An 18,452-nucleotide genomic window follows, 5' to 3' on the forward strand; every position below is an offset into this window, starting at 1 on the left:
CGACGTAGCGGGAGGCAGGGGGGGAGACGCGGAAAATGAAAACCGCGGCACACGTCTCGACGCCGCGTGGCCAGGCCTGTCGGCCGATCGGCAGCGTTAAAGCGGGGAAGGTGGCGTCGTGGAAACAGGGCGCGGCGCCCGGCCCGCTACGGCGGATAACGTCGCAGGCGTTATCCGTCGATGGCCTGCAGAAGCGGCGGATAACCGCGACGCGGTTATCCGCCCTGCGCGGGAGTTCGTCGTTCGCGGATCAGCCGAGGGTGACGATGCTGCGACCGGTCATTTCCGCCGGCTGCTCCAGCCCCATGAGGGTCAGCATGGTCGGCGCCACGTCGGCCAGCACGCCGCCTTCGCGGATGCTCAGCTTGCGCTTGCCGACGTAGACGAAGGGCACCGGTTCGCAGGTGTGCGCGGTGTGCGCCTGGCCGGTGGACTCGTCTTCCATCTGCTCGACATTGCCGTGGTCGGCGGTGATCAGGGCTTCGCCGCCGACCTTGTCCAGCGCCTCGACGATACGGCCCATGCAGGTGTCCAGGCACTCCACGGCCTTGACCGCGGCCTCGAACACCCCGGTGTGGCCGACCATGTCGCCGTTGGCGTAGTTGACCACGATCACGTCGTAGCGCTGTTGCTCGATGGCCTCGACGATACGGTCGGTGACTTCCGGCGCGCTCATCTCGGGTTGCAGGTCGTAGGTGGCGACCTTCGGCGAGGGGATCAGGATGCGCTCCTCGCCCTCGTAGGGTTCCTCGCGGCCGCCGGAGAAGAAGAAGGTCACATGGGCGTACTTCTCGGTCTCGGCGATGCGCAGCTGGGTCTTGCCATGCTTGGCCAGGTACTCGCCGAGGACGTTGGTCAGCGGCTCCGGCGGGAAGGCGCAGGGCGCCGGGATGCTCGCCGCGTACTGGGTCAGCATGACGAAACCTGCCAGCTGCGGGGCTCGTTCGCGGGGGAACTCATTGAATGCCGGCTCGACGAAGGCGCGGCTCAGCTCGCGGGCGCGGTCGGCGCGGAAGTTCATGAAGATCACCGCGTCGCCATCCTCGACCCGCACCGCTTCGGCGCCGGCCGGGACCACCGCGGTGGCCTTGACGAATTCGTCGCTCTCGCCGCGGGCGTAGGCGGCCTCGAGGGCTGCCACCGAGGAGTCGGCGGTGAACTCGGCCTTGCCGTCGACAATCAGTTCATAGGCGGCCTGGACGCGGTCCCAGCGGTTGTCGCGGTCCATCGCGAAATAGCGGCCGATGATCGAGGCGATGCGGCCCTTGCCGAGCCCGGCGAAGGTGGCGTCGAGACGCTCCAGCGACGGCTGCGCGCTTTTCGGCGGGGTATCGCGGCCATCCAGGAAGGCATGCAGGTAGATCTTGCCGGCGCCGCGCCTGGCGGCCATCTGCGCCATCGCCACCAGGTGGTCTTCATGGCTGTGTACGCCGCCCGGGGAGAGCAGGCCGAGGATGTGCACCGCCTTGTCGGCGGCGACGGCCTTGTCGACCGCGCCGGCGATCACCGGGTTTTCGAAGAATTCGCCGTCGCGGATGGCCTTGGTGACGCGGGTGAAGTCCTGGTACACCACGCGGCCTGCGCCGAGGTTCATGTGGCCGACCTCGGAATTGCCCATCTGGCCGTCGGGCAGGCCGACGTCCATGCCGGAGCCGGAGATCAGGCCGTGCGGCTGGGTTGCCAGGAGGCGATCCCAGACCGGCTTCTTCGCGGCGTAGATGGCGTTGTAGTCAGGGCTTTCGCTGTGGCCGAAGCCGTCCAGGATGATCAGGACCAGGGGTTTGGGCGTGGCAGTCATATGTCCGGCTCTATTTCCGCGGGGTTCAGAAACTGACCAAATTTAGTGGGAACATTGTCGTTCAAGACGTAGGAAGAGGCTGATTGATTAAACCGATGACGCCGATCCGCAACCGAATGCCGCTATCCTCGCTCCCTCTGTCCCGCCCGAACCGTGCCCGGGCCGGAACTGGCCAGCTTCACAGAAAAGGACCGGCATTCTAACCGTGAAGTTTCCCGCGACGCCATTTCCTGGAGCCGAGCGGGGCGCCGCCCGGCGGGTTCCCCCCTGGCCGGCGCGGTCTGTATACTGGCCGGCATTTTTACGCCCTGGATATCCGTCACCATGCAATTCGTTTCCCGTCTGATCGAGTTCGCCACCAACCACTACCTGCTGGTCGCGGCGCTGCTGGTCCTGCTGGTCCTGCTGTTGCTGCACGAGCTGCGCAAGGGCGGCAAGAGCCTGTCGACCCGCGAGCTGACCGCGCTGGTCAATGCCGACCAGGCGGTGGTCCTGGATATCCGTCCGGCCAAGGAGTTCGCCAGCGGGCACATCGTCGACGCGCTGAACATCCCGGCCGACAAGCTGAACAGCCGCATGACCGAACTGGAAAAGTACAAGGGCAAGACCATCATCCTGGTCGACGCCATGGGCCAGCACTCCGGTACCTGGGGCGGCGTCCTGAAGAAGGCCGGCTTCAACGCCGCCAAGCTGTCCGGCGGGATCGGCAGCTGGCGCGGCGACAACCTGCCGCTGGTGAAGTGACATGCCGCCCGTCGTGATCTACACCACCGCCTGGTGTCCGTACTGCATCCGCGCCAAGCAGTTGCTGCAACGCAAGGGCGTGGACTTCCAGGAGATCGCCTGCGACGGCAAGCCCGAACTGCGCGCCGAGCTGGCACGCAAGGCGGGATCGACCACCGTGCCGCAGATCTGGATCGGCGAGACCCATGTCGGCGGCTGCGACGACCTTCATGCACTGGAGCGCGCCGGCAAGCTGGACGCGCTGCTGTCTGCCTGAAACCATTCATGAATTGACCCAAGGGAAGGCCCGAAAATGACCGAGCAAGCTACCAACGGCGCTGCCGACGAGCAGCAACCCCAGTTCTCCCTGCAGCGCATCTACCTGCGCGACCTGTCGTTCGAGTCGCCGAAGTCCCCGGAAATCTTCCGCCAGGAATGGAACCCGTCCATCAGCCTGGACCTGAACACTCGCCAGAAGCAGCTGGACGGCGACTTCTACGAAGTGGTCCTGACCGTATCGGTGACCGTGAAGAACGGCGAGGACACCACTGCCTTCATCGCCGAAGTGCAGCAGGCCGGCATCTTCCTGATCAAGAACCTCGATCCGTCGAGCATGAGCCATACCCTCGGCGCGTTCTGCCCGAACATCCTCTTCCCGTACGCTCGCGAAGCCCTGGACAACCTGGTGGTACGCGGTTCGTTCCCGGCGCTGATGCTGTCGCCGGTGAACTTCGACGCCCTCTACGCCCAGGAAATCGCCCGCATGCAGGCCTCCGGCGAGATCCCGACGCCGTCGGTCCAGTAAGCCCAGCGCTTGCGAAGAAGCCCGCCTTGCGCGGGCTTTTTCATGCCTGTCGGCCGGCTCAGTCCATGGCGAAGCCGAGCTGGCGCCAGGCTTCGTAGACGGTCACCGCCACCGTGTTGGACAGGTTCAGGCTACGGCAGCCTTCGCGCATCGGCAGGCGCAGGCGCCGATCGGTTGGCAGGGCGTTGCGCACATCCTCCGGCAGTCCGCGGCTTTCCGGGCCGAAGAGGAAGGCATCGTCGCGCTGGTAGGCCACTTCGTGGAAGGCCCGCGACCCCTTGGTGGTGAAGGCGAACAGGCGTGGCTGGCCGAGGGCCTCGAGGCAGCTCTGCAGATCCGGGTAGCGGCGTACGCTGGCGTATTCGTGGTAGTCGAGGCCGGCACGGCGCAAGCGCTTGTCGTCCAGTTCGAAACCGAGCGGCTCGATCAGGTGCAGACTGCATCCGGCGTTGGCGCAGAGCCTGATAATGTTGCCGGTATTCGGAGGTATCTCCGGTTGAAACAGGATGACGTGGAACATGCAGGGCTCCGGAGCAGATAACGGGCGGCATTCTACCTCCGCCATCGACGATCTGCGGCGCCAGCGCTGGAAAGTCTGGGGTGCGCTGGTGCTTGCCGGGTTGTTGTTCGGGCTGATGCTCGGCAGGTTGTTCGGTCCCGCTTCGCTGCCGACGTCTGCGCCGCAACTGCTGGCGGTCGGGGAGAGCGAGCAGGGCCTGGTCCTGCGCTTCGATCGCCAGGCTGCGGTTACGGCGGCACGGGTGGAGGGTGCCCTGACGTTGCGCATCGTCGCCCGGGGCGCGGCGCAGCAGGGAGATGGACGATGGCTGGGCCAACCGTTGCGCTGGCGCGTCCGCGAGGAGGGAAAGGCGCTGCTGTTGAGCCTGGTCTCGACCCGCCCCTTGCAGGGGCGCTGGCAGTGGTCGGAGGACGGCGAGGGCTGGCGCCTGGTCGTCGAACTGCAGGAGCGCGACGGCCGGGAATAAAAGGGGGAATTCTCAGCCTGCCTGTACCGAGGTCCCCAAACGGGAGGGCGGAGGCGCGGATCACTGCGCTACCGCCGGGCATAAAAGAGGGGAGTTCTCAGCCTGCCTGTACCGAGGTCCCCGAAACGGGTGTGGCGGTTGCGCGCGGATGCTGCGTCTGCCGCCGGGTGTAAAAGAGGGGATTCCCCAGCCTGCCTGTACCGAGGCCCCCGAAATCTTCGTTATCTGCTCCAATGCAGGGGCTGTGCCAATTCTCATGAGCGCGCTGGCGGCGCGCTCGCTTTCCTGAAGGATTGTGGATAAGTCTGTGGGCGAGCTGGTGATGAATGCCTCTGGAAGCCCGTGGATCAAGGGCTTGGCGGCATCCCAGGGGTTTGTGGGAAGTCGATTGCGGAAAAATGACGGAGCGGGCTTTTCCGCCAGCGATTGATGCCGATTTGTCGCCTGCTGGTGCACGCTGCCCAAAATCCGGGCAAGGGCCGCTGCCCTGCACAACCGGCGGATAACCGCGATGCGGTTATTCGCCCTACGCCCCGGTTTGATCGACGGTGCCGGGCGGGCGCTCGCCGAGGTTGGGGCTGTGCTGCGGACGGTAGGGCGAATAACGCCATAGGCGTTATCCGCCGCGGCCCTGCACAATCGGCGGATAACCGCGATGCGGTTATTCGCCCTACGCTACGATTTGACCGGTGGTTCCGGGCGGGCGCCCTGCCGAGGCTGGGGCGGCGTCTCGCTTGGCACGGGCGCGCGACGGACCATGAAAAACGGGGCCCGAAGGCCCCGTTGGGTCGCTCATGGGAGCAGTGGCGCTTCAGTCGTCGCCTTCGTCGTCGGCTCCATCGACGTTCATCCCCAGCTCCTTGATCTTGCGGGTCAGGGTATTGCGGCCCCAGCCGAGCAGCACGGCGGCATCGCGGCGGCGGCCGGCGGTGTGCTTGAGGGCGGTTTCTATCATGATCCGTTCGAAGGCCGGCACGGCGCTGTCCAGCAGGTTCGACTGGCCGCGGCCCAGCGCCTGGTCGGCCCACTGGCGCAGGGCCTGTTCCCAGTTCGCCGCCGGCGCGCTGTCCTGCGGCTGGGTCAGCAGCTCCGGCGGCAGGTCGTCGATGTGCACCTCGCGGCCGGAGGCCATCACGGTGATCCAGCGGCAGGTGTTCTCCAGTTGTCGGACGTTGCCCGGCCAGCCGAGGTTCTTCAGGTACTCCTCGGTTTCCGCCTTCAGCAGCTTGGGTTCCACCGCCAGCTCCTGGGCGGCGCGGCTGAGGAAGTGCCGGGCCAGCGCCGGGATGTCCTCGCGGCGGTCGGCCAGCCGCGGGATGTGGATGCGGATCACGTTCAGGCGATGGAACAGGTCCTCGCGGAACTTGCCGTCGCGCACCAGGCTTTCCAGGTTCTGGTGGGTGGCGGCGATGATCCTCACGTCGACCTTCACCGGCGTGTGCCCGCCGACCCGGTAGAACTCGCCGTCGGCCAGGACGCGCAGCAGGCGGGTCTGGGTGTCGGCCGGCATGTCGCCGATCTCGTCGAGGAACAGGGTGCCGCCATCGGCTTGCTCGAAGCGTCCGCGGCGCTGGGCGGCGGCCCCGGTGAAGGCGCCCTTCTCATGGCCGAACAGCTCGGATTCCATCAGGTCCTTGGGGATCGCCGCCATGTTCAGCGCGATGAATGGCGAGGCTGCGCGCGGGCTGTGGCGATGCAGGGCATGGGCGACCAGCTCCTTGCCGGTACCCGATTCGCCGTTGATCAGCACGGTGATGTTGGAATGGCTGAGGCGGCCGATGGCGCGGAATACCTCCTGCATCGCCGGCGCCTCGCCGATGATCTCCGGCGTGCGCGCCTGGTTCGCCGGCAGCTCCAGGCCCTGCTGCTCCTGGGCGTGCTGGTTGGCGCGCTTGACCAGGGAGACCGCCTCGTCGACGTCGAACGGCTTGGGCAGGTATTCGAAGGCGCCGCCCTGGTAGGAGGCCACCGCGCTGTCGAGGTCGGAATGCGCGGTCATGATGATCACCGGCAGGCGCGGATGCAGTTCGCGGATCTGCGCCAGCAGGTCGAGGCCGCTGGCGCCGGGCATGCGGATATCGGAGATGATCACGTCCGGCTGCTGCCGGCCGAGGCGGCCGATCACGCTGTCGGCGCTGTCGAAGCTCACCGTGGTCATGCCTTCCTGTTGCAGGGCCTTTTCCAGTACCCAGCGGATGGAGCGGTCGTCGTCGACGATCCAGACGGTCTCTGATCGGCTCATGGTCAATGCACTCCTTGTTCCAGGGGCAGGAACAGACTGAACACGGTATGGCCGGGGTGGCTCTCGCATTCAATCAGCCCCTGGTGCTGGCTGATGATGTTCTGGGCGATGGCCAGCCCGAGTCCGGTACCGTCCGGACGGCCGCTGACCATGGGGTAGAAGATGGTTTCCTGGAGCTCGGCCGGAATGCCCGGGCCGTTGTCGATGATCTCCACCTTGCACACCAGGCGGTGACGCGTGTGGCCGATGGTGAACTGGCGCAGGGTACGGCTGCGCAGGGTGATGCGACCGAGGCGCAGGTCGTTCTGCCCGGCGATCGCCTGCATGGCGTTGCGTACCATGTTGAGCACGGCCTGGATCATTTGCTCGCGGTCGAGCAGCAGGTCGGGGATGCTCGGGTCGTAGTCGCGGACCAGGGTGATGCTGCCCTGGCTCTCCGCTTCCACCAGGCTGCTGACCCGCTCCAGCACTTCATGGATGTTGGTCGGCGCCAGGTTCGGCAGTTTGTTCGAGCCGAGCATGCGGTCCACCAGGTTCCGCAACCGGTCGGCTTCTTCGATGATGACGTTGGTGTAGTCCTTCAGCGACTCTTCCGGCAACTCGCGAGACAGCAGTTGCGCTGCGCCGCGGATGCCGCCGAGCGGGTTCTTGATCTCGTGGGCGAGCCCGCGCACCAGCAGCTTGGTGGTCTCCTGCTTGGACAACTGCGCTTCTTCGCGGGTGATCCGCATCAGCCGGTCGCGCGGATGGACCTCGAGCAGCAGCAGCGTCTCGTTGCGGTTGAGGATGGGCGTCACCGCATAGTCGACCGTGATGCTGACGCCGGTGATCGAGGTCAGGGTCGCTTCGCGCTTGGTGAACGGATGTGCCTGTTCCACCGCCTGGCGCAGCGAGTTCAAGGCTTCCGGCGATTCGGTGAACAGCTCGCTGATGAATTGCCCGTGGCTGCGCTGGCCGCTCACGGCCAGGAGCATCTCCGCCGCCGGGTTCATGTACTCCAGGCGCAGTTCGCCGTTGAGCAGGATCACCGCGGTGGTCAGGTTGTCGAGCAACAGTCGGTGCAGGGTATCGGTCGGCATGGCGGGCAGCTGTTCCAAGGTTGGGCAGGAAAATGCAAAAAGCAAACCAGGCGCCGAAAAGGCGCGTTTTTTCTGCCGAGGCGCTGGCTAGAGGTGCGCCGGGAAGGTTTTCGGCGACGAGCGGTGACCCGAAATGGGGACAGTATAGAAAGTGGTGCGGGTAATCGCACCAATCTGGTGCGTTGGCGTGGCCGGCGGCGTTTTCGCCAGGAGAGTCGGGAAAAAAACCGGAAAATCCCGCCCACCGTGGAGTGGGCAGGGGAAGTTCGGCTAGCGCTCGCTTGGCTCTATCGCGCTGACCAGCGGCGTATCGACCTCCGGCAGGGGTTGCCCGGCGATGCTCACTCGATGCAGGTGGAAGGGCTGGCTCGGGGTGCTTTCGACGGTCATGCCGTCGCCATCGATGATTTCCACTGCGACCTGGTGGGTGCCGCGATCGAGGTTCTTCAACGGGAACACCGGGCTGCGTCCCGGCACTCCGGCAGGCTTGCCGTCGAGCAGCAGGCGATAGCGATGGCCGGGCAGCAGTGCCGGCTCGCTGGTGACGGTGACGATGACGTCGCCGCTGTTGGCGCGCAGGGTTGCGTCCGGTTCGGGGAAGAGGATGCGCAGTAGCTGGTAGGCCGGCGGCTTCACCTCCAGCGGCGCGGCGGGCGGACGATAGCGTATGCCCGGTGGTGCCACGCTGTTGCCCGGCGCCAGTTCGACGCGTTGGGCCTTGCGCCCGCTGGGCGGCTGGTCGGTGTAGACGCGGTTGCCCTCGGCGTCGATGTAGGTGTAGACCCCCGCTTGCGCGGCGCAGGCCAGGCACAGCAGGAGGGCGCCGAGAATGCGCGGGATCATCGTTTCTTCCCGAGGTGCACGCGCTGCACGGTGAAGGTCACCGGCGGGCTGGATTGCAGCACCCGTTCGCCGTTGAGTACCTGTACCGCGAGGCTGTGGTCGCCGCGGTCGATCTCGTGCAGGGTGAAGCGGGTGCCGCCGCTGGGCGTGCCGTAGGGTTTGCCGTCCAGCACCAGTTGCAACTGGTGGCCGCTGTGCAGGGCCGGGCGGATGCTGACGCTGACGTTGAAGGTGCCGTTGTTGGCGCGCAGCGCCTCTTCCGTGGGGAGGTCGCTGAGGGCAAGGATCTCGTAGGCGGCGGCCTCGCTATCGGCGGTCGGGGAATTGCCCGCGGAGGACTTTTCCGGCGTGTCGATTCCTACGGTATTGGTCGGCTGCAGTTCGACGGTCTGCGCCTGCACCCCGTCTGGCGGCTGGTTGGTGAATACCTTGTTGCCGTTGGCGTCGGTGTATTGGTAGATCTGCGCCATGGCCGGCAGGGCGGCGGCCAGGAGCAGGCAGCTGGTGATCAGGCGCATGGACGGTCTCCGGGTGAACCTGCCAAGCGTTGCACCGCATCGGCGCGCTGGCAAGCCGTGCATTGTGCGGCATGCGGGTATTCGAAGGTGTGCGCTGGGGCACGTTGGCGGTCGCTGTGCCCCGCCGCGCGGCTGCGTTCGTCTCAGCCGGCACTGGCGGGGCGAACCCTCGTTGCGCCAGAGTGTCTGTGCTTGCGCCGCCGGCCGGCGGCCCCGTTCGAAACGGCGGGTGTCCGGCTTGTATGATGCGGCTGTTTCGGTTTCTCACCTTGGGGACTGCCTTTCTCGTGCCGATCATCGCCCGCTTCACCCTTCGCTCCCGCGTCCTGGCGGCCCTGCTGCTGTGCCTCTGCGCCGCCCTGTTCTACTCGCCGCCGGGCGCCGCGGCGCTGCCGAACCCGTTGGCGGGGAGTTCCTCCGGTGGCGAGAAGGTCAGCGATGCGCAGTTGGAACAATCGCTGAACCAGGTCATCCAGACCCTGGAGAACGACAGGCAGCGCGCCGACCTGCTGAAAAAGCTGAAACAGCTGCGCGACGTGACCAAGAAAGGCAAGGAAAGCGAGGGTGGGGTGCTGGGGCTGATCGGCGATACCCTGACCAGCCTGGAAAAGCAGTTCCAGGGCGCGAACAGCCCGGTCGCGTTATGGGGCAACCAGTTCCAGCTGGCGCGTGCCGAACTCGAGGAGCGCTTTCCCAGCTGGCGCGACCTGCCGGCGATGGTCTTCGATTTTTCGGTGGTGATCCTCCTCTGGGCCTGCCTGGCCAGCGCGCTGCTCTGGCTCAGCCGGCGCATGCGCGAGCGCTTCGGCCTGTCGGCGGAGTTGCCGCAGCATCCGAAGACCCGCGACCTGCTGCTGTTTTCCCTGCGCAAGCTGGGCCCCTGGCTGGTGGCCTTCCTCATCACCCTGTACCTGTCGGTGGTGCTGCCGGACTCCCTGAGCAAGACCCTGGCGATGGTCATGGCCTATGTGCTGGTCTGCGGCACGCTGTTCTCCGCGCTGTGCGTGATTTCCCTCTCGCTGCTCAGCGGCCCGCACCGCCAGCGCGCCCTGGATATCCTGCGGCGCCAGGCGTTCCGCCCGTTGTGGCTGATCGGCAGCCTCGCCGCGCTGGGCGAGGTCGCCCACGATCCGCGGCTGATCGCCGGCCTCGGCGAGCACACCTCGATCTGCCTGAGTACCCTGGCCAACGCTAGCGCCGCGCTGTTCACCGCGCTGTTCGTGATGCGTTTCCGCCGGCCGATCGCCCACCTGATCCGCAACCAGCCGCTGGAGCGCCGCCTCAAGCGCCGTAGCCTGCACGACCTGGTGCAACTGGTCGGCTCGCTGTGGTTCGTACCGGTGCTGGTGTTGGTGGGGATTTCCCTGTTCGCCACCTTCGTTTCCGCCGGCGACAGCAGTTCGGCGTTGCGCCGGGCGTTGGTCTGCGCGGTGCTGGCGGTGGTGGCGATGACCGTGATCGGGCTGATCCGCCGCCGTTCCAGTCGGGTCGGCGCCGGCCCGCGCCGCAGCGCGCCGTACATCGAGCAGTTGCAGAGCTTCGGCTACACCCTGCTGCACATCTTCGTGGTGCTGTTCTTCATCGAGGTCGCCTTGCGCGTCTGGGGCATGTCGCTGATTCGCTATGCGGAAGGCGAGGGCGAGCAGATCAGCATGAAGGTAGTCAGCTTCGGCACCACCCTGCTGGTCGCCTGGCTGATCTGGATCCTCACCGATACCGCGATCCAGCACAGCCTCGGCCTGGGCGGCAAGAGCCGGCCGAACACCCGCGCGCTGACCATGCTGCCGCTGATCCGCAACGTGCTGTTCGCCACCATCGCGGTGATCGCCCTGATCGTCGCCCTGGCCAACATGGGCATGAACGTCACCCCGCTGCTGGCCGGTGCCGGCGTGATCGGCCTGGCCATCGGCTTCGGTGCGCAGTCGCTGGTGGCGGACCTGATCACCGGCCTGTTCATCATCATCGAGGACTCGCTGTCGATCGACGACTACGTCGACGTCGGCGGCCACCTTGGCACGGTCGAGGGCCTGACTATCCGTACCGTGCGCCTGCGCGACCTGGACGGCGTGGTGCATACCATCCCGTTCAGCGAGATCAAGAGCATCAAGAACTACTCGCGCCAGTTCGGCTACGCGATGTTCCGCTGGCCGGTGCCGGCGAGCATGCCGATCGACGACGCGGTGGCGCTGGTGCGCGAGGTCGCGATGGAGCTGCGCAGCGACCCGGCGGTCTACCGCAACCTGTGGTCGCCGATGGAATTGCAGGGCGTGGAGAGTTTCGACAACGGCCAGGCGATCCTGCGCTTCCGCTTCAAGACCGCGCCGATCAAGCAGTGGGAGGTCCAGCGGGCGTTCAACCTGCGCCTGCGTCGGCGCCTCGACCAGGCCGGCCTCGAACTGTCCATGCCGCGTCTCAACGTACAGTTGAGCCGGGCGCCCAAGGCGAAATCCGCGGAACCGGACGAGCAGGGCACGCCGGCGGACGGCGGCATCTAGCGCGACAGGATGACCCGGCAGATGCGGCGCATGTCGCGGTCGTCGATGCCGTCGCACTGCCACGGCGCACGCGATACCACGGCCCGGCACTGGCGGCGCATGTCGCGGCTGTCGATGTCGTCGCAGCGCTTGCGGTCGCCGCGGACGATGGCGCGGCACTGGCGGCGCGTGTCGCCGTCGCGGATGTCGTCGCAGTCGTAGCGCTGTCCCGGCGCCAGCAGCGCGCCGCAGTAACGCCGCATGTCGCGGCTGTCGATGTCGCCGCAATCCCCGCTGTCGCCGCGTTCCAGTGCGTTGCACATGCGCCGCAGGTCGCGGTCGTGGATATCGCGGCATTCGGTGCCGGCCTGGGCGGGCAGGCTGAGGATGGCGGCAAGCAGGAGCCAGAGAGAGTGACGCATGGACGGTCCTTATCCTTGGGGCGGGGAGCGCGGCAAGTCTAACCGAACGGCGCGGCGAACTTTGCGTTTCTCCATGGGCCGGCCCATAAAAAAGGCCTCCCGAAGGAGGCCTCAAGAGGGTGACTCGTTGTTATAGGAAAGGGTGGATCAGACGCTGTAGTACAGGTCGTATTCCAGCGGGTGCACGAAGGTGCGCACCTTGATCTCTTCTTCGCTCTTCAGCTCGATGTAGGCATCGATGAACTCGTCGGTGAACACGCCGCCCTTGGTCAGGAACGCGCGGCCCTTGTCGAGTTCTTCCAGCGCCTCTTTCAGGCTGCCGCAAACCTGCGGGATTTCCTTCGCCTCTTCCGGCGGCAGGTCGTACAGGTTCTTGTCGGCGGCATCGCCGGGGTGGATCTTGTTCTGGATGCCGTCCAGGCCGGCCATCAGCAGCGCGGCGAAGGCCAGGTAGGGGTTGGCTGCCGGGTCCGGGAAGCGCGCTTCGATACGGCGGGCCTTCGGGCTGGATACGTAGGGGATACGGATCGAGGCGGAACGGTTGCGCGCCGAGTAGGCCAGCATCACCGGAGCTTCGAAGCCCGGGACCAGGCGCTTGTAGGAGTTGGTCGAGGGGTTGGTGAAGCCGTTCAGGGCCTTGCCGTGCTTGATGATGCCGCCGATGAAGTACAGGGCGGTCTCGGACAGGCCGGCATAGCCTTCGCCGGCGAAGGTGTTCTTGCCGTCCTTGGAGATCGACATGTGCACGTGCATGCCCGAACCGTTGTCGCCGTACAGCGGCTTCGGCATGAAGGTCACGGTCTTGCCGTAGGCGTCGGCGACGTTGTGCACGCAGTACTTCAGGGTCTGCACTTCGTCGGCCTTGGCGACCAGGGTGTTGAACTTCACGCCGATCTCGTTCTGGCCGGCGGTTGCCACTTCGTGGTGGTGGACTTCGACCACCAGGCCCATTTCTTCCAGGGCGTTGCACATGGCGGTGCGGATTTCATGGTCGTGGTCGACCGGCGGTACCGGGAAGTAGCCGCCCTTCACGCCCGGGCGATGGCCCTTGTTGCCGGACTCGATGTCGGCGTCGGTGTTCCAGGAAGCCTGCTCGGAGAAGATCTTGAACATCGAGCCGGAGATGTCGGACTTGAACTTCACTTCGTCGAAGATGAAGAACTCCGGCTCCGGGCCGACGAACACGGTGTCGCCGATGCCGGTGGACTTCAGGTACTCCTCGGCGCGCTTGGCGATGTTGCGCGGGTCGCGCTCGTAGCCTTGCATGGTGCTCGGCTCGATGATGTCGCAGACCAGGATCAGGGTCGGCTCTTCGGTGAACGGATCGAGGACGGCGGTGCTGTCGTCCGGCATCAGGATCATGTCGGAGGCTTCGATGCCTTTCCAGCCGGCGATGGAGGAGCCGTCGAACATCTTGCCGGCTTCGAAGAACTCATCGTCCAGCGCGTCGCGAGCCGGCATGGTGACGTGTTGCTGCTTGCCCTTGGTATCGGTGAAGCGCAGGTCTACCCACTTCACGTCATGGTCTTTGATCAGTTGGTGCGACTTGTACGACATGCTGTCCTCCAGGAGGGATTAGAGCTGGGAGCTTTTTCTGTGCCCCAGTATCGGGTGATGCCGGCCGGAATACTCCGCCAGGGCAACCTGCCTCACAAGTGAGCAAGTTGCGTGCCAGTGCCCGGAATCGGGCAGGGCCCCATGTTTGGCGGGGCCAGGTCTTCTTCAGGGTAGCTGGGCGGCCTTCGGGTGCACCGTTATGGTGCTCCATGTTGGTGCATCATTCCATTTTGGTGCAGCAAAAATAACTGTGCATATTTCTGCTCAATACGTGAGCAATTTCAGATATAATTCCGCCCCTTTTTTTCCGTCGCCCCGCGCGTTCGCGTCCCTCGCATGAAACTCATCGTCAAGACCTTCCAGGAAATCACCATCAAGAGCCGGCCGGTGCGCAAGCGCTTCATCCGGCAGTTGGCGAAGAACATCCGCGCGGTGCTGCGCGACCTGGACCCGGAGCTGAAGGTCGAGGGCGAGTGGGACAACCTGGAGGTAGAGACCGCCGTGGTCGACGCCAAGGCCAGGCGCGAGATGATCGAGCGCCTGACCTGCACCCCGGGCATCGGTCATTTCCTCGAGGTCCACGAGTATCCGCTGGGCGATTTCGACGACATCCTCGCCAAGTGCAAGGCGCATTTCGGCGACCAGTTGGCCGGCAAGACCTTCGCCGTGCGCTGCAAGCGCGCCGGCAAGCACGCGTTCACCTCGATGGAGGTGGAACGTTACGTCGGCAGCGGCCTGCGCCGCGAATGCGGGGCTGCCGGGATCGACCTGAAGCAGCCGGAAGTCGAGGTGCGGATGGAAATCCGCCTCGACCGCCTGTTCGTCATCCATCGCCAGCATCCGGGCCTGGGCGGCTATCCGCTGGGCGCGCTGGAACAGGTGCTGGTGCTGATGTCCGGCGGCTTCGACTCGACCGTGGCGGCCTACCAGATGATGCGCCGCGGGATGATCAGCCACTTCGTGTTCTTCAACCTCGGCGGGCGCGCCCACGAACTGGGGGTGATGGAAGTCGCCCACTACCTGTGGGAGAAGTACGGCCGCTCGCAGCGCGTGCTGTTCGTCAGCGTGCCGTTCGAGGAAGTGGTCGGCGAGATCCTCACCAAGGTCGACGACAGCTATATGGGCGTGACCCTCAAGCGCATGATGCTGCGCGCCGCCAGCCGCGTGGCCGAGCGCCTGGAGCTGGACGCGCTGGTGACCGGCGAGGCGATCTCCCAGGTGTCCAGCCAGACCCTGCCGAACCTCTCGGTGATCGACCGGGTTACCGACACCCTGGTGCTGCGCCCGCTGATCGTCAGCCACAAGCAGGACATCATCGACACCGCCCGGCAGATCGGCACCGCCGAGTTCGCCCGGCACATGCCGGAATACTGCGGGGTGATCTCGGTGAACCCGACCACCCAGGCCAAGCCCTACCGCGTCGAGCACGAAGAGTCGAAATTCGACATGGCGGTGCTCGAGCGCGCCCTGGAGCGAGCCACCCAGCGCACCGTCGACCGGGTGATCGACGAACTCGGCCAGGACCTGCAGGTGGAAGAGGTCGGCGAGGTGCTGCCCGGTCAGATTGTCATCGATATCCGCCATCCTGATGCCCAGGAAGACGAACCCCTGGCCCTGGAAGGCGTCGAAGTCCAGGCGCTGCCGTTCTACGCGATCAACAGCCGCTTCAAGGAACTGGACGCCAACCGCCAGTACCTCCTGTATTGCGACAAAGGGGTGATGAGCCGCCTGCATGCCCATCACCTGCTCAACGAGGGGCACACCAATGTGCGTGTTTATCGTCCGGCTTAAGCAGCCGGGCTTGTTCGGCGGCAGCATCCGCCACCGTCCTCCCGACACGTCCGCCGCCTAGGCCGATGCCCGCCCTTCGGCGTGCCGGCCGGACCGGGGCAGCGTCCTCCTGCTGCCCGCCCCTTAATTGAAGAAGCCTGTCGTGTCGGGCGCCGCCCTGTCCGACCCCACCACCGCCGCGAAGCCGCGCTTCGGGCGTTAAACGAGACAAGACTTGTGATCGAAAATCTGCGCAACATCGCCATCATCGCCCACGTCGACCATGGCAAGACCACCCTGGTGGACAAGCTGCTGAAGCTGTCCGGCACCCTCGACCGCAAAGAAGCGGAAAGCGAGCGGGTGATGGACTCCAACGACCAGGAAAAAGAGCGTGGCATCACCATCCTGGCGAAGAACACCGCGATCAAGTGGAACGGCTACAACATCAACATCGTCGACACCCCCGGTCACGCCGACTTCGGCGGCGAGGTGGAGCGCGTGATGTCGATGGTCGACTCCGTGCTGCTGGTGGTCGACGCCCAGGACGGCCCCATGCCGCAGACCCGCTTCGTGACCCAGAAGGCCTTCAAGGCCGGCCTGCGTCCGATCGTGGTGGTGAACAAGATCGACCGCCCGGGCGCGCGTCCGGACTGGGTCATCGACCAGATCTTCGACCTGTTCGACAACCTCGGCGCCACCGACGAGCAACTCGACTTCCCGATCGTCTACGCCAGCGCCCTGAACGGCATCGCCGGTCTCGACCACGAGAAGATGGACGACAACATGGACGCGCTGTTCCAGGCGATCATCGACCACGTCCCGGCTCCGGTGGTGGACACCGAGGGTCCGTTCCAGATGCAGATCTCGCAGCTGGACTACAACAGCTTCCTCGGCGTGATCGGTATCGGCCGCATCACCCGCGGCAAGGTCAAGTCCAACACCCCGGTGGTGGCCATCAGCGACGACGGCAGCAAGCGCAACGGCCGCATCCTGAAGATCATGGGCCACCACGGCCTACAGCGCGTCGAGGTGGCCGAGGCGGAAGCCGGCGACATCGTCTGCGTCAGCGGCATGGAGGAGCTGTTCATCTCCGATACCCTGTGCGACCCGCAGAACGTCGAGGCGCTGCCGCCGCTGACCGTCGACCAGCCGACCGTGAGCATGACCTTCCAGGTCAACGATTCGCCGTTCGCCGGCCGCGAAGGCAAGTTCGTCACCAGCCGCAACATCAAGGAGCGCCTGGAGAAGGAACTGCTGCATAACGTGGCGCTGCGCGTCGAGCCGGGCGACAGCCCGGAGAAGTTCAAGGTTTCCGGCCGTGGCGAACTGCACCTGTCGGTACTGATCGAGACCATGCGCCGCGAAGGCTTCGAGCTGGCCGTGGGCCGCCCGGAAGTGGTGATCATCGAGAAGGACGGCGAGAAGCAGGAGCCCTACGAGAACGTCACCATCGACATCGAGGAGCAGCACCAGGGCTCGGTGATGGAGCAGATGGGCCTGCGCAAGGGCGACCTGAGCAACATGATTCCCGACGGCAAGGGCCGCGTGCGCCTGGAGTACACCATTCCGGCGCGCGGCCTGATCGGCTTCCGCAACAACTTCCTGACCCTGACCTCGGGCACCGGCATCCTGACCTCGACCTTCAGCCACTACGGTCCGATCAAGGCCGGCGAAGTCAGCAACCGCCAGAACGGCGTACTGGTCTCCATGGCCACCGGCACCGCCCTGACCTACTCGCTGGAGACCCTGCAGAGCCGCGGCAAGCTGTTCCTCGGCCCGGGCGACGAAATCTACGAAGGCCAGTTGGCCGGCATCAACAGCCGTGACAACGACCTGGTGATCAACCCGACCAAGGGCAAGAAGCTCGACAACATGCGCGCTTCCGGCAAGGACGAAGTCATCGCCCTGGTTCCGCCGATCCGCTTCACCCTCGAGCAGGCGCTGGAGTTCATCGCCGACGACGAGCTGGTGGAAGTGACGCCGAAGTCGATCCGCCTGCGCAAGAAGATGCTCAACGAGAACGACCGCAAGCGCTACGAGCGCAGCAAGGTCTAAACCGTTGCCGTACCGGCGCGCCGCAACGGCGTGCCTCGCGGCCGGCAGGCAGGGCAGGGGTGCCCGGCCTGCCGGCCGTTTTGCTATGCGCCGGGCGCTTTCCGGCGTGGCTTGATGGCCCCCGCGGCAGCGGCCCGCAGCAAGCGGCGGAACGTCGGGCAGTCCATGTGCTCGCGCGCCGGACAGGCCGCGGCATGCCGCAGGCCGTCGCGCATGGCGGCGAGGCGGCGGATCGTCCGGTCCAGTTCGTCGGCCTTGGCCGCCAGCGCCGCGCGGTCGATCCGCAGCGCGCCGTCGGCTGCGCCCATGCCGGCAATCTCGTCCAGCGACAACCCGGCGGCGCGGCCCAGCCCGATCAGCGCCAGCCGCTCCAGCACGCCTGCATCGAACAGCCGGCGCAGGCCGTGCCGGCCGCTGGAGGCGATCAGTCCCTTTTCCTCGTAGTAGCGCAGGGTCGAGGCCGGTACCCGGATCGTCGCGCGACCTCGCCTATGTCCAGTTGCCGCATGCCCTTGACCTCAAGTCGACTTGAAGTGGAAGACTAGCGTTTCGGCACCTGGGCCGTGACGAAATACAGACGAGGTGAACCTCATGTGGGACGAACGCTATGCCGCCGAAGAGTATGTCTACGGAACCGAACCCAACGCTTTCCTGAAGGAGCATGCGCAGCGGCTGGCCGGGCCGGTGCTGAGCGTCGCCGAGGGCGAGGGGCGCAACGCGGTGTTCCTCGCTTCGCTGGGGCTGGAGGTGCTTGGCGTGGACGGCTCCGCCGTCGGCCTGGCCAAGGCGCGCCGGCTGGCCGAGGCGAAAGGCGTGTCGATCGACACCCTGGTGGTCGACCTGGCGGACTACGAACCGCCGGCAGCGGCGTTCGGCGCGGTGGTGTCGATCTTCGCGCACCTGCCCAGTCGCGTGCGCGGCAGACTCAACCGCCTGCTGGAGCGTTCGCTGCGACCGGGCGGTCTCTTCCTGCTGGAGGCCTATCGGCCGGAACAACTCGGCCGCGGCACCGGCGGCCCGGCGGACGTCGACATGCTGGTGAGCCGTGCGGCGCTGGAGGCTGAGCTGCCGGAGTGCGAAGTGCTGCTGGCGCGGGAAATCGAGCGCGAGGTGGTCGAGGGCCGTTTCCACACCGGCGCGGCCTGCGTGGTCCAGTTCATCGCCAGGAAGAGGTAGCTCG

The 18,452-nt window shown here is 66.0% G+C and carries 16 protein-coding genes and 1 pseudogene; 8 read left to right on the top strand and 9 right to left on the bottom strand.

Annotation, left to right across the window (positions count from 1 at the left end):
- Positions 1 to 250: 250 nt before the first annotated feature.
- Complete coding sequence (gpmI, locus tag JHD77_RS08255; RefSeq protein WP_003114478.1) at positions 251 to 1,798, bottom strand: 2,3-bisphosphoglycerate-independent phosphoglycerate mutase; 1,548 nt, start codon at positions 1,796 to 1,798, stop codon at positions 251 to 253.
- Positions 1,799 to 2,122: 324 nt separating this feature from the next.
- Between gpmI and JHD77_RS08260 the strand changes: the two genes are divergently transcribed.
- The 3 genes from JHD77_RS08260 to secB are packed head-to-tail and all read left to right on the top strand — an operon-like array spanning position 2,123 to position 3,326.
- Entirely contained in the window at positions 2,123 to 2,542 is a 420-nt protein-coding gene (locus JHD77_RS08260; RefSeq protein WP_003096058.1) for a rhodanese-like domain-containing protein, read from the top strand.
- A 1-nt stretch (position 2,543) separates the two neighbouring features.
- Positions 2,544 to 2,798, top strand: coding sequence for a glutaredoxin 3 (grxC, locus tag JHD77_RS08265; RefSeq protein ID WP_003096057.1), 255 nt, complete (start codon positions 2,544 to 2,546; stop codon positions 2,796 to 2,798).
- 36 nt (positions 2,799 to 2,834) lie between these two features.
- Complete coding sequence (secB, locus tag JHD77_RS08270) at positions 2,835 to 3,326, top strand: protein-export chaperone SecB (RefSeq protein ID WP_003096050.1); 492 nt, start codon at positions 2,835 to 2,837, stop codon at positions 3,324 to 3,326.
- Between the two features lie 58 nt (positions 3,327 to 3,384).
- Here the strand turns inward: secB and trmL are convergent, their stop codons facing one another.
- Positions 3,385 to 3,846, bottom strand: coding sequence for a tRNA (uridine(34)/cytosine(34)/5-carboxymethylaminomethyluridine(34)-2'-O)-methyltransferase TrmL (gene trmL, locus JHD77_RS08275; protein ID WP_003104666.1), 462 nt, complete (start codon positions 3,844 to 3,846; stop codon positions 3,385 to 3,387).
- Here trmL and JHD77_RS08280 point away from each other — a divergent pair.
- Positions 3,845 to 4,312, top strand: coding sequence for a hypothetical protein (locus JHD77_RS08280; protein ID WP_003096038.1), 468 nt, complete (start codon positions 3,845 to 3,847; stop codon positions 4,310 to 4,312). The genes trmL and JHD77_RS08280 overlap by 2 nt on opposite strands.
- A gap of 811 nt (positions 4,313 to 5,123) precedes the next feature.
- Here the strand turns inward: JHD77_RS08280 and ntrC are convergent.
- The 4 genes from ntrC to JHD77_RS08300 all read right to left on the bottom strand — a co-directional run bounded on the left by ntrC (position 5,124) and on the right by JHD77_RS08300 (position 8,994).
- On the bottom strand, positions 5,124 to 6,554 hold the full coding sequence (gene ntrC / locus JHD77_RS08285) for a two-component system response regulator NtrC (RefSeq protein ID WP_003104661.1): 1,431 nt from the start codon (positions 6,552 to 6,554) through the stop codon (positions 5,124 to 5,126).
- A 2-nt stretch (positions 6,555 to 6,556) separates the two neighbouring features.
- Positions 6,557 to 7,633: a two-component system sensor histidine kinase NtrB gene (gene ntrB / locus JHD77_RS08290; RefSeq protein WP_003096033.1), complete on the bottom strand. Its 1,077-nt coding sequence runs from the start codon at positions 7,631 to 7,633 to the stop codon at positions 6,557 to 6,559.
- Between the two features lie 270 nt (positions 7,634 to 7,903).
- Positions 7,904 to 8,476, bottom strand: a complete 573-nt coding sequence (locus JHD77_RS08295) for a DUF4124 domain-containing protein (RefSeq protein ID WP_003114474.1) — start codon at positions 8,474 to 8,476, stop codon at positions 7,904 to 7,906.
- Positions 8,473 to 8,994, bottom strand: coding sequence for a DUF4124 domain-containing protein (locus JHD77_RS08300; RefSeq protein WP_003111155.1), 522 nt, complete (start codon positions 8,992 to 8,994; stop codon positions 8,473 to 8,475). Before JHD77_RS08300 ends, JHD77_RS08295 begins: the two co-directional genes overlap by 4 nt.
- Positions 8,995 to 9,281: 287 nt before the next feature.
- Between JHD77_RS08300 and JHD77_RS08305 the strand changes: the two genes are divergently transcribed.
- Positions 9,282 to 11,489 (top strand): mechanosensitive ion channel family protein, encoded by a 2,208-nt coding sequence (locus tag JHD77_RS08305; protein WP_003111156.1) that lies wholly within the window; start codon positions 9,282 to 9,284, stop codon positions 11,487 to 11,489.
- Here the strand turns inward: JHD77_RS08305 and JHD77_RS08310 are convergent.
- Together JHD77_RS08310 and glnA are read right to left on the bottom strand one after the other, a co-directional pair.
- Positions 11,486 to 11,890: a hypothetical protein gene (locus JHD77_RS08310; protein WP_003114473.1), complete on the bottom strand. Its 405-nt coding sequence runs from the start codon at positions 11,888 to 11,890 to the stop codon at positions 11,486 to 11,488. The two genes, JHD77_RS08305 and JHD77_RS08310, sit on opposite strands and share 4 nt — an antisense overlap.
- Before the next feature lie 147 nt (positions 11,891 to 12,037).
- Positions 12,038 to 13,447 carry a glutamate--ammonia ligase gene (glnA, locus tag JHD77_RS08315; RefSeq protein WP_003096016.1) on the bottom strand — a complete coding sequence of 470 codons (1,410 nt, stop codon included), beginning with the start codon at positions 13,445 to 13,447 and terminating at the stop codon, positions 12,038 to 12,040.
- Between the two features lie 336 nt (positions 13,448 to 13,783).
- On the opposite strand from glnA, the gene thiI reads away from it, so the two are divergent.
- Positions 13,784 to 15,238, top strand: a complete 1,455-nt coding sequence (gene thiI / locus JHD77_RS08320; RefSeq protein WP_003096011.1) for a tRNA uracil 4-sulfurtransferase ThiI — start codon at positions 13,784 to 13,786, stop codon at positions 15,236 to 15,238.
- 216 nt (positions 15,239 to 15,454) lie between these two features.
- A complete protein-coding gene (gene typA, locus JHD77_RS08325; RefSeq protein ID WP_003096009.1) occupies positions 15,455 to 17,272 on the top strand; it encodes a translational GTPase TypA in 1,818 nt (605 codons plus the stop codon).
- Between the two features lie 83 nt (positions 17,273 to 17,355).
- Here the strand turns inward: typA and JHD77_RS08330 are convergent.
- Positions 17,356 to 17,780: pseudogene (locus JHD77_RS08330) on the bottom strand (helix-turn-helix domain-containing protein).
- 83 nt (positions 17,781 to 17,863) lie between these two features.
- Between JHD77_RS08330 and JHD77_RS08335 the strand changes: the two are divergent.
- Positions 17,864 to 18,448, top strand: a complete 585-nt coding sequence (locus JHD77_RS08335; protein ID WP_003110179.1) for an SAM-dependent methyltransferase — start codon at positions 17,864 to 17,866, stop codon at positions 18,446 to 18,448.
- The last annotated feature ends 4 nt before the right edge of the window (positions 18,449 to 18,452 follow it).

The sequence above is a fragment of the Pseudomonas sp. P20 genome, from assembly GCF_016463925.1.
GTDB lineage: Bacteria > Pseudomonadota > Gammaproteobacteria > Pseudomonadales > Pseudomonadaceae > Pseudomonas > Pseudomonas aeruginosa.

Coding starts and splice junctions, on each gene's coding strand:
- JHD77_RS08335 (WP_003110179.1), top strand. CDS start 17,864: ATGTGGGACGAACGCTATGCCGCCGAAGAGTATGTCTACGGAACCGAA.
- ntrC (WP_003104661.1), bottom strand. CDS start 6,554: ATGAGCCGATCAGAGACCGTCTGGATCGTCGACGACGACCGCTCCATC.
- JHD77_RS08280 (WP_003096038.1), top strand. CDS start 3,845: ATGCAGGGCTCCGGAGCAGATAACGGGCGGCATTCTACCTCCGCCATC.
- JHD77_RS08300 (WP_003111155.1), bottom strand. CDS start 8,994: ATGCGCCTGATCACCAGCTGCCTGCTCCTGGCCGCCGCCCTGCCGGCC.
- trmL (WP_003104666.1), bottom strand. CDS start 3,846: ATGTTCCACGTCATCCTGTTTCAACCGGAGATACCTCCGAATACCGGC.
- ntrB (WP_003096033.1), bottom strand. CDS start 7,633: ATGCCGACCGATACCCTGCACCGACTGTTGCTCGACAACCTGACCACC.
- thiI (WP_003096011.1), top strand. CDS start 13,784: ATGAAACTCATCGTCAAGACCTTCCAGGAAATCACCATCAAGAGCCGG.
- JHD77_RS08295 (WP_003114474.1), bottom strand. CDS start 8,476: ATGATCCCGCGCATTCTCGGCGCCCTCCTGCTGTGCCTGGCCTGCGCC.
- JHD77_RS08260 (WP_003096058.1), top strand. CDS start 2,123: ATGCAATTCGTTTCCCGTCTGATCGAGTTCGCCACCAACCACTACCTG.
- secB (WP_003096050.1), top strand. CDS start 2,835: ATGACCGAGCAAGCTACCAACGGCGCTGCCGACGAGCAGCAACCCCAG.
- JHD77_RS08310 (WP_003114473.1), bottom strand. CDS start 11,890: ATGCGTCACTCTCTCTGGCTCCTGCTTGCCGCCATCCTCAGCCTGCCC.
- glnA (WP_003096016.1), bottom strand. CDS start 13,447: ATGTCGTACAAGTCGCACCAACTGATCAAAGACCATGACGTGAAGTGG.
- grxC (WP_003096057.1), top strand. CDS start 2,544: ATGCCGCCCGTCGTGATCTACACCACCGCCTGGTGTCCGTACTGCATC.
- gpmI (WP_003114478.1), bottom strand. CDS start 1,798: ATGACTGCCACGCCCAAACCCCTGGTCCTGATCATCCTGGACGGCTTC.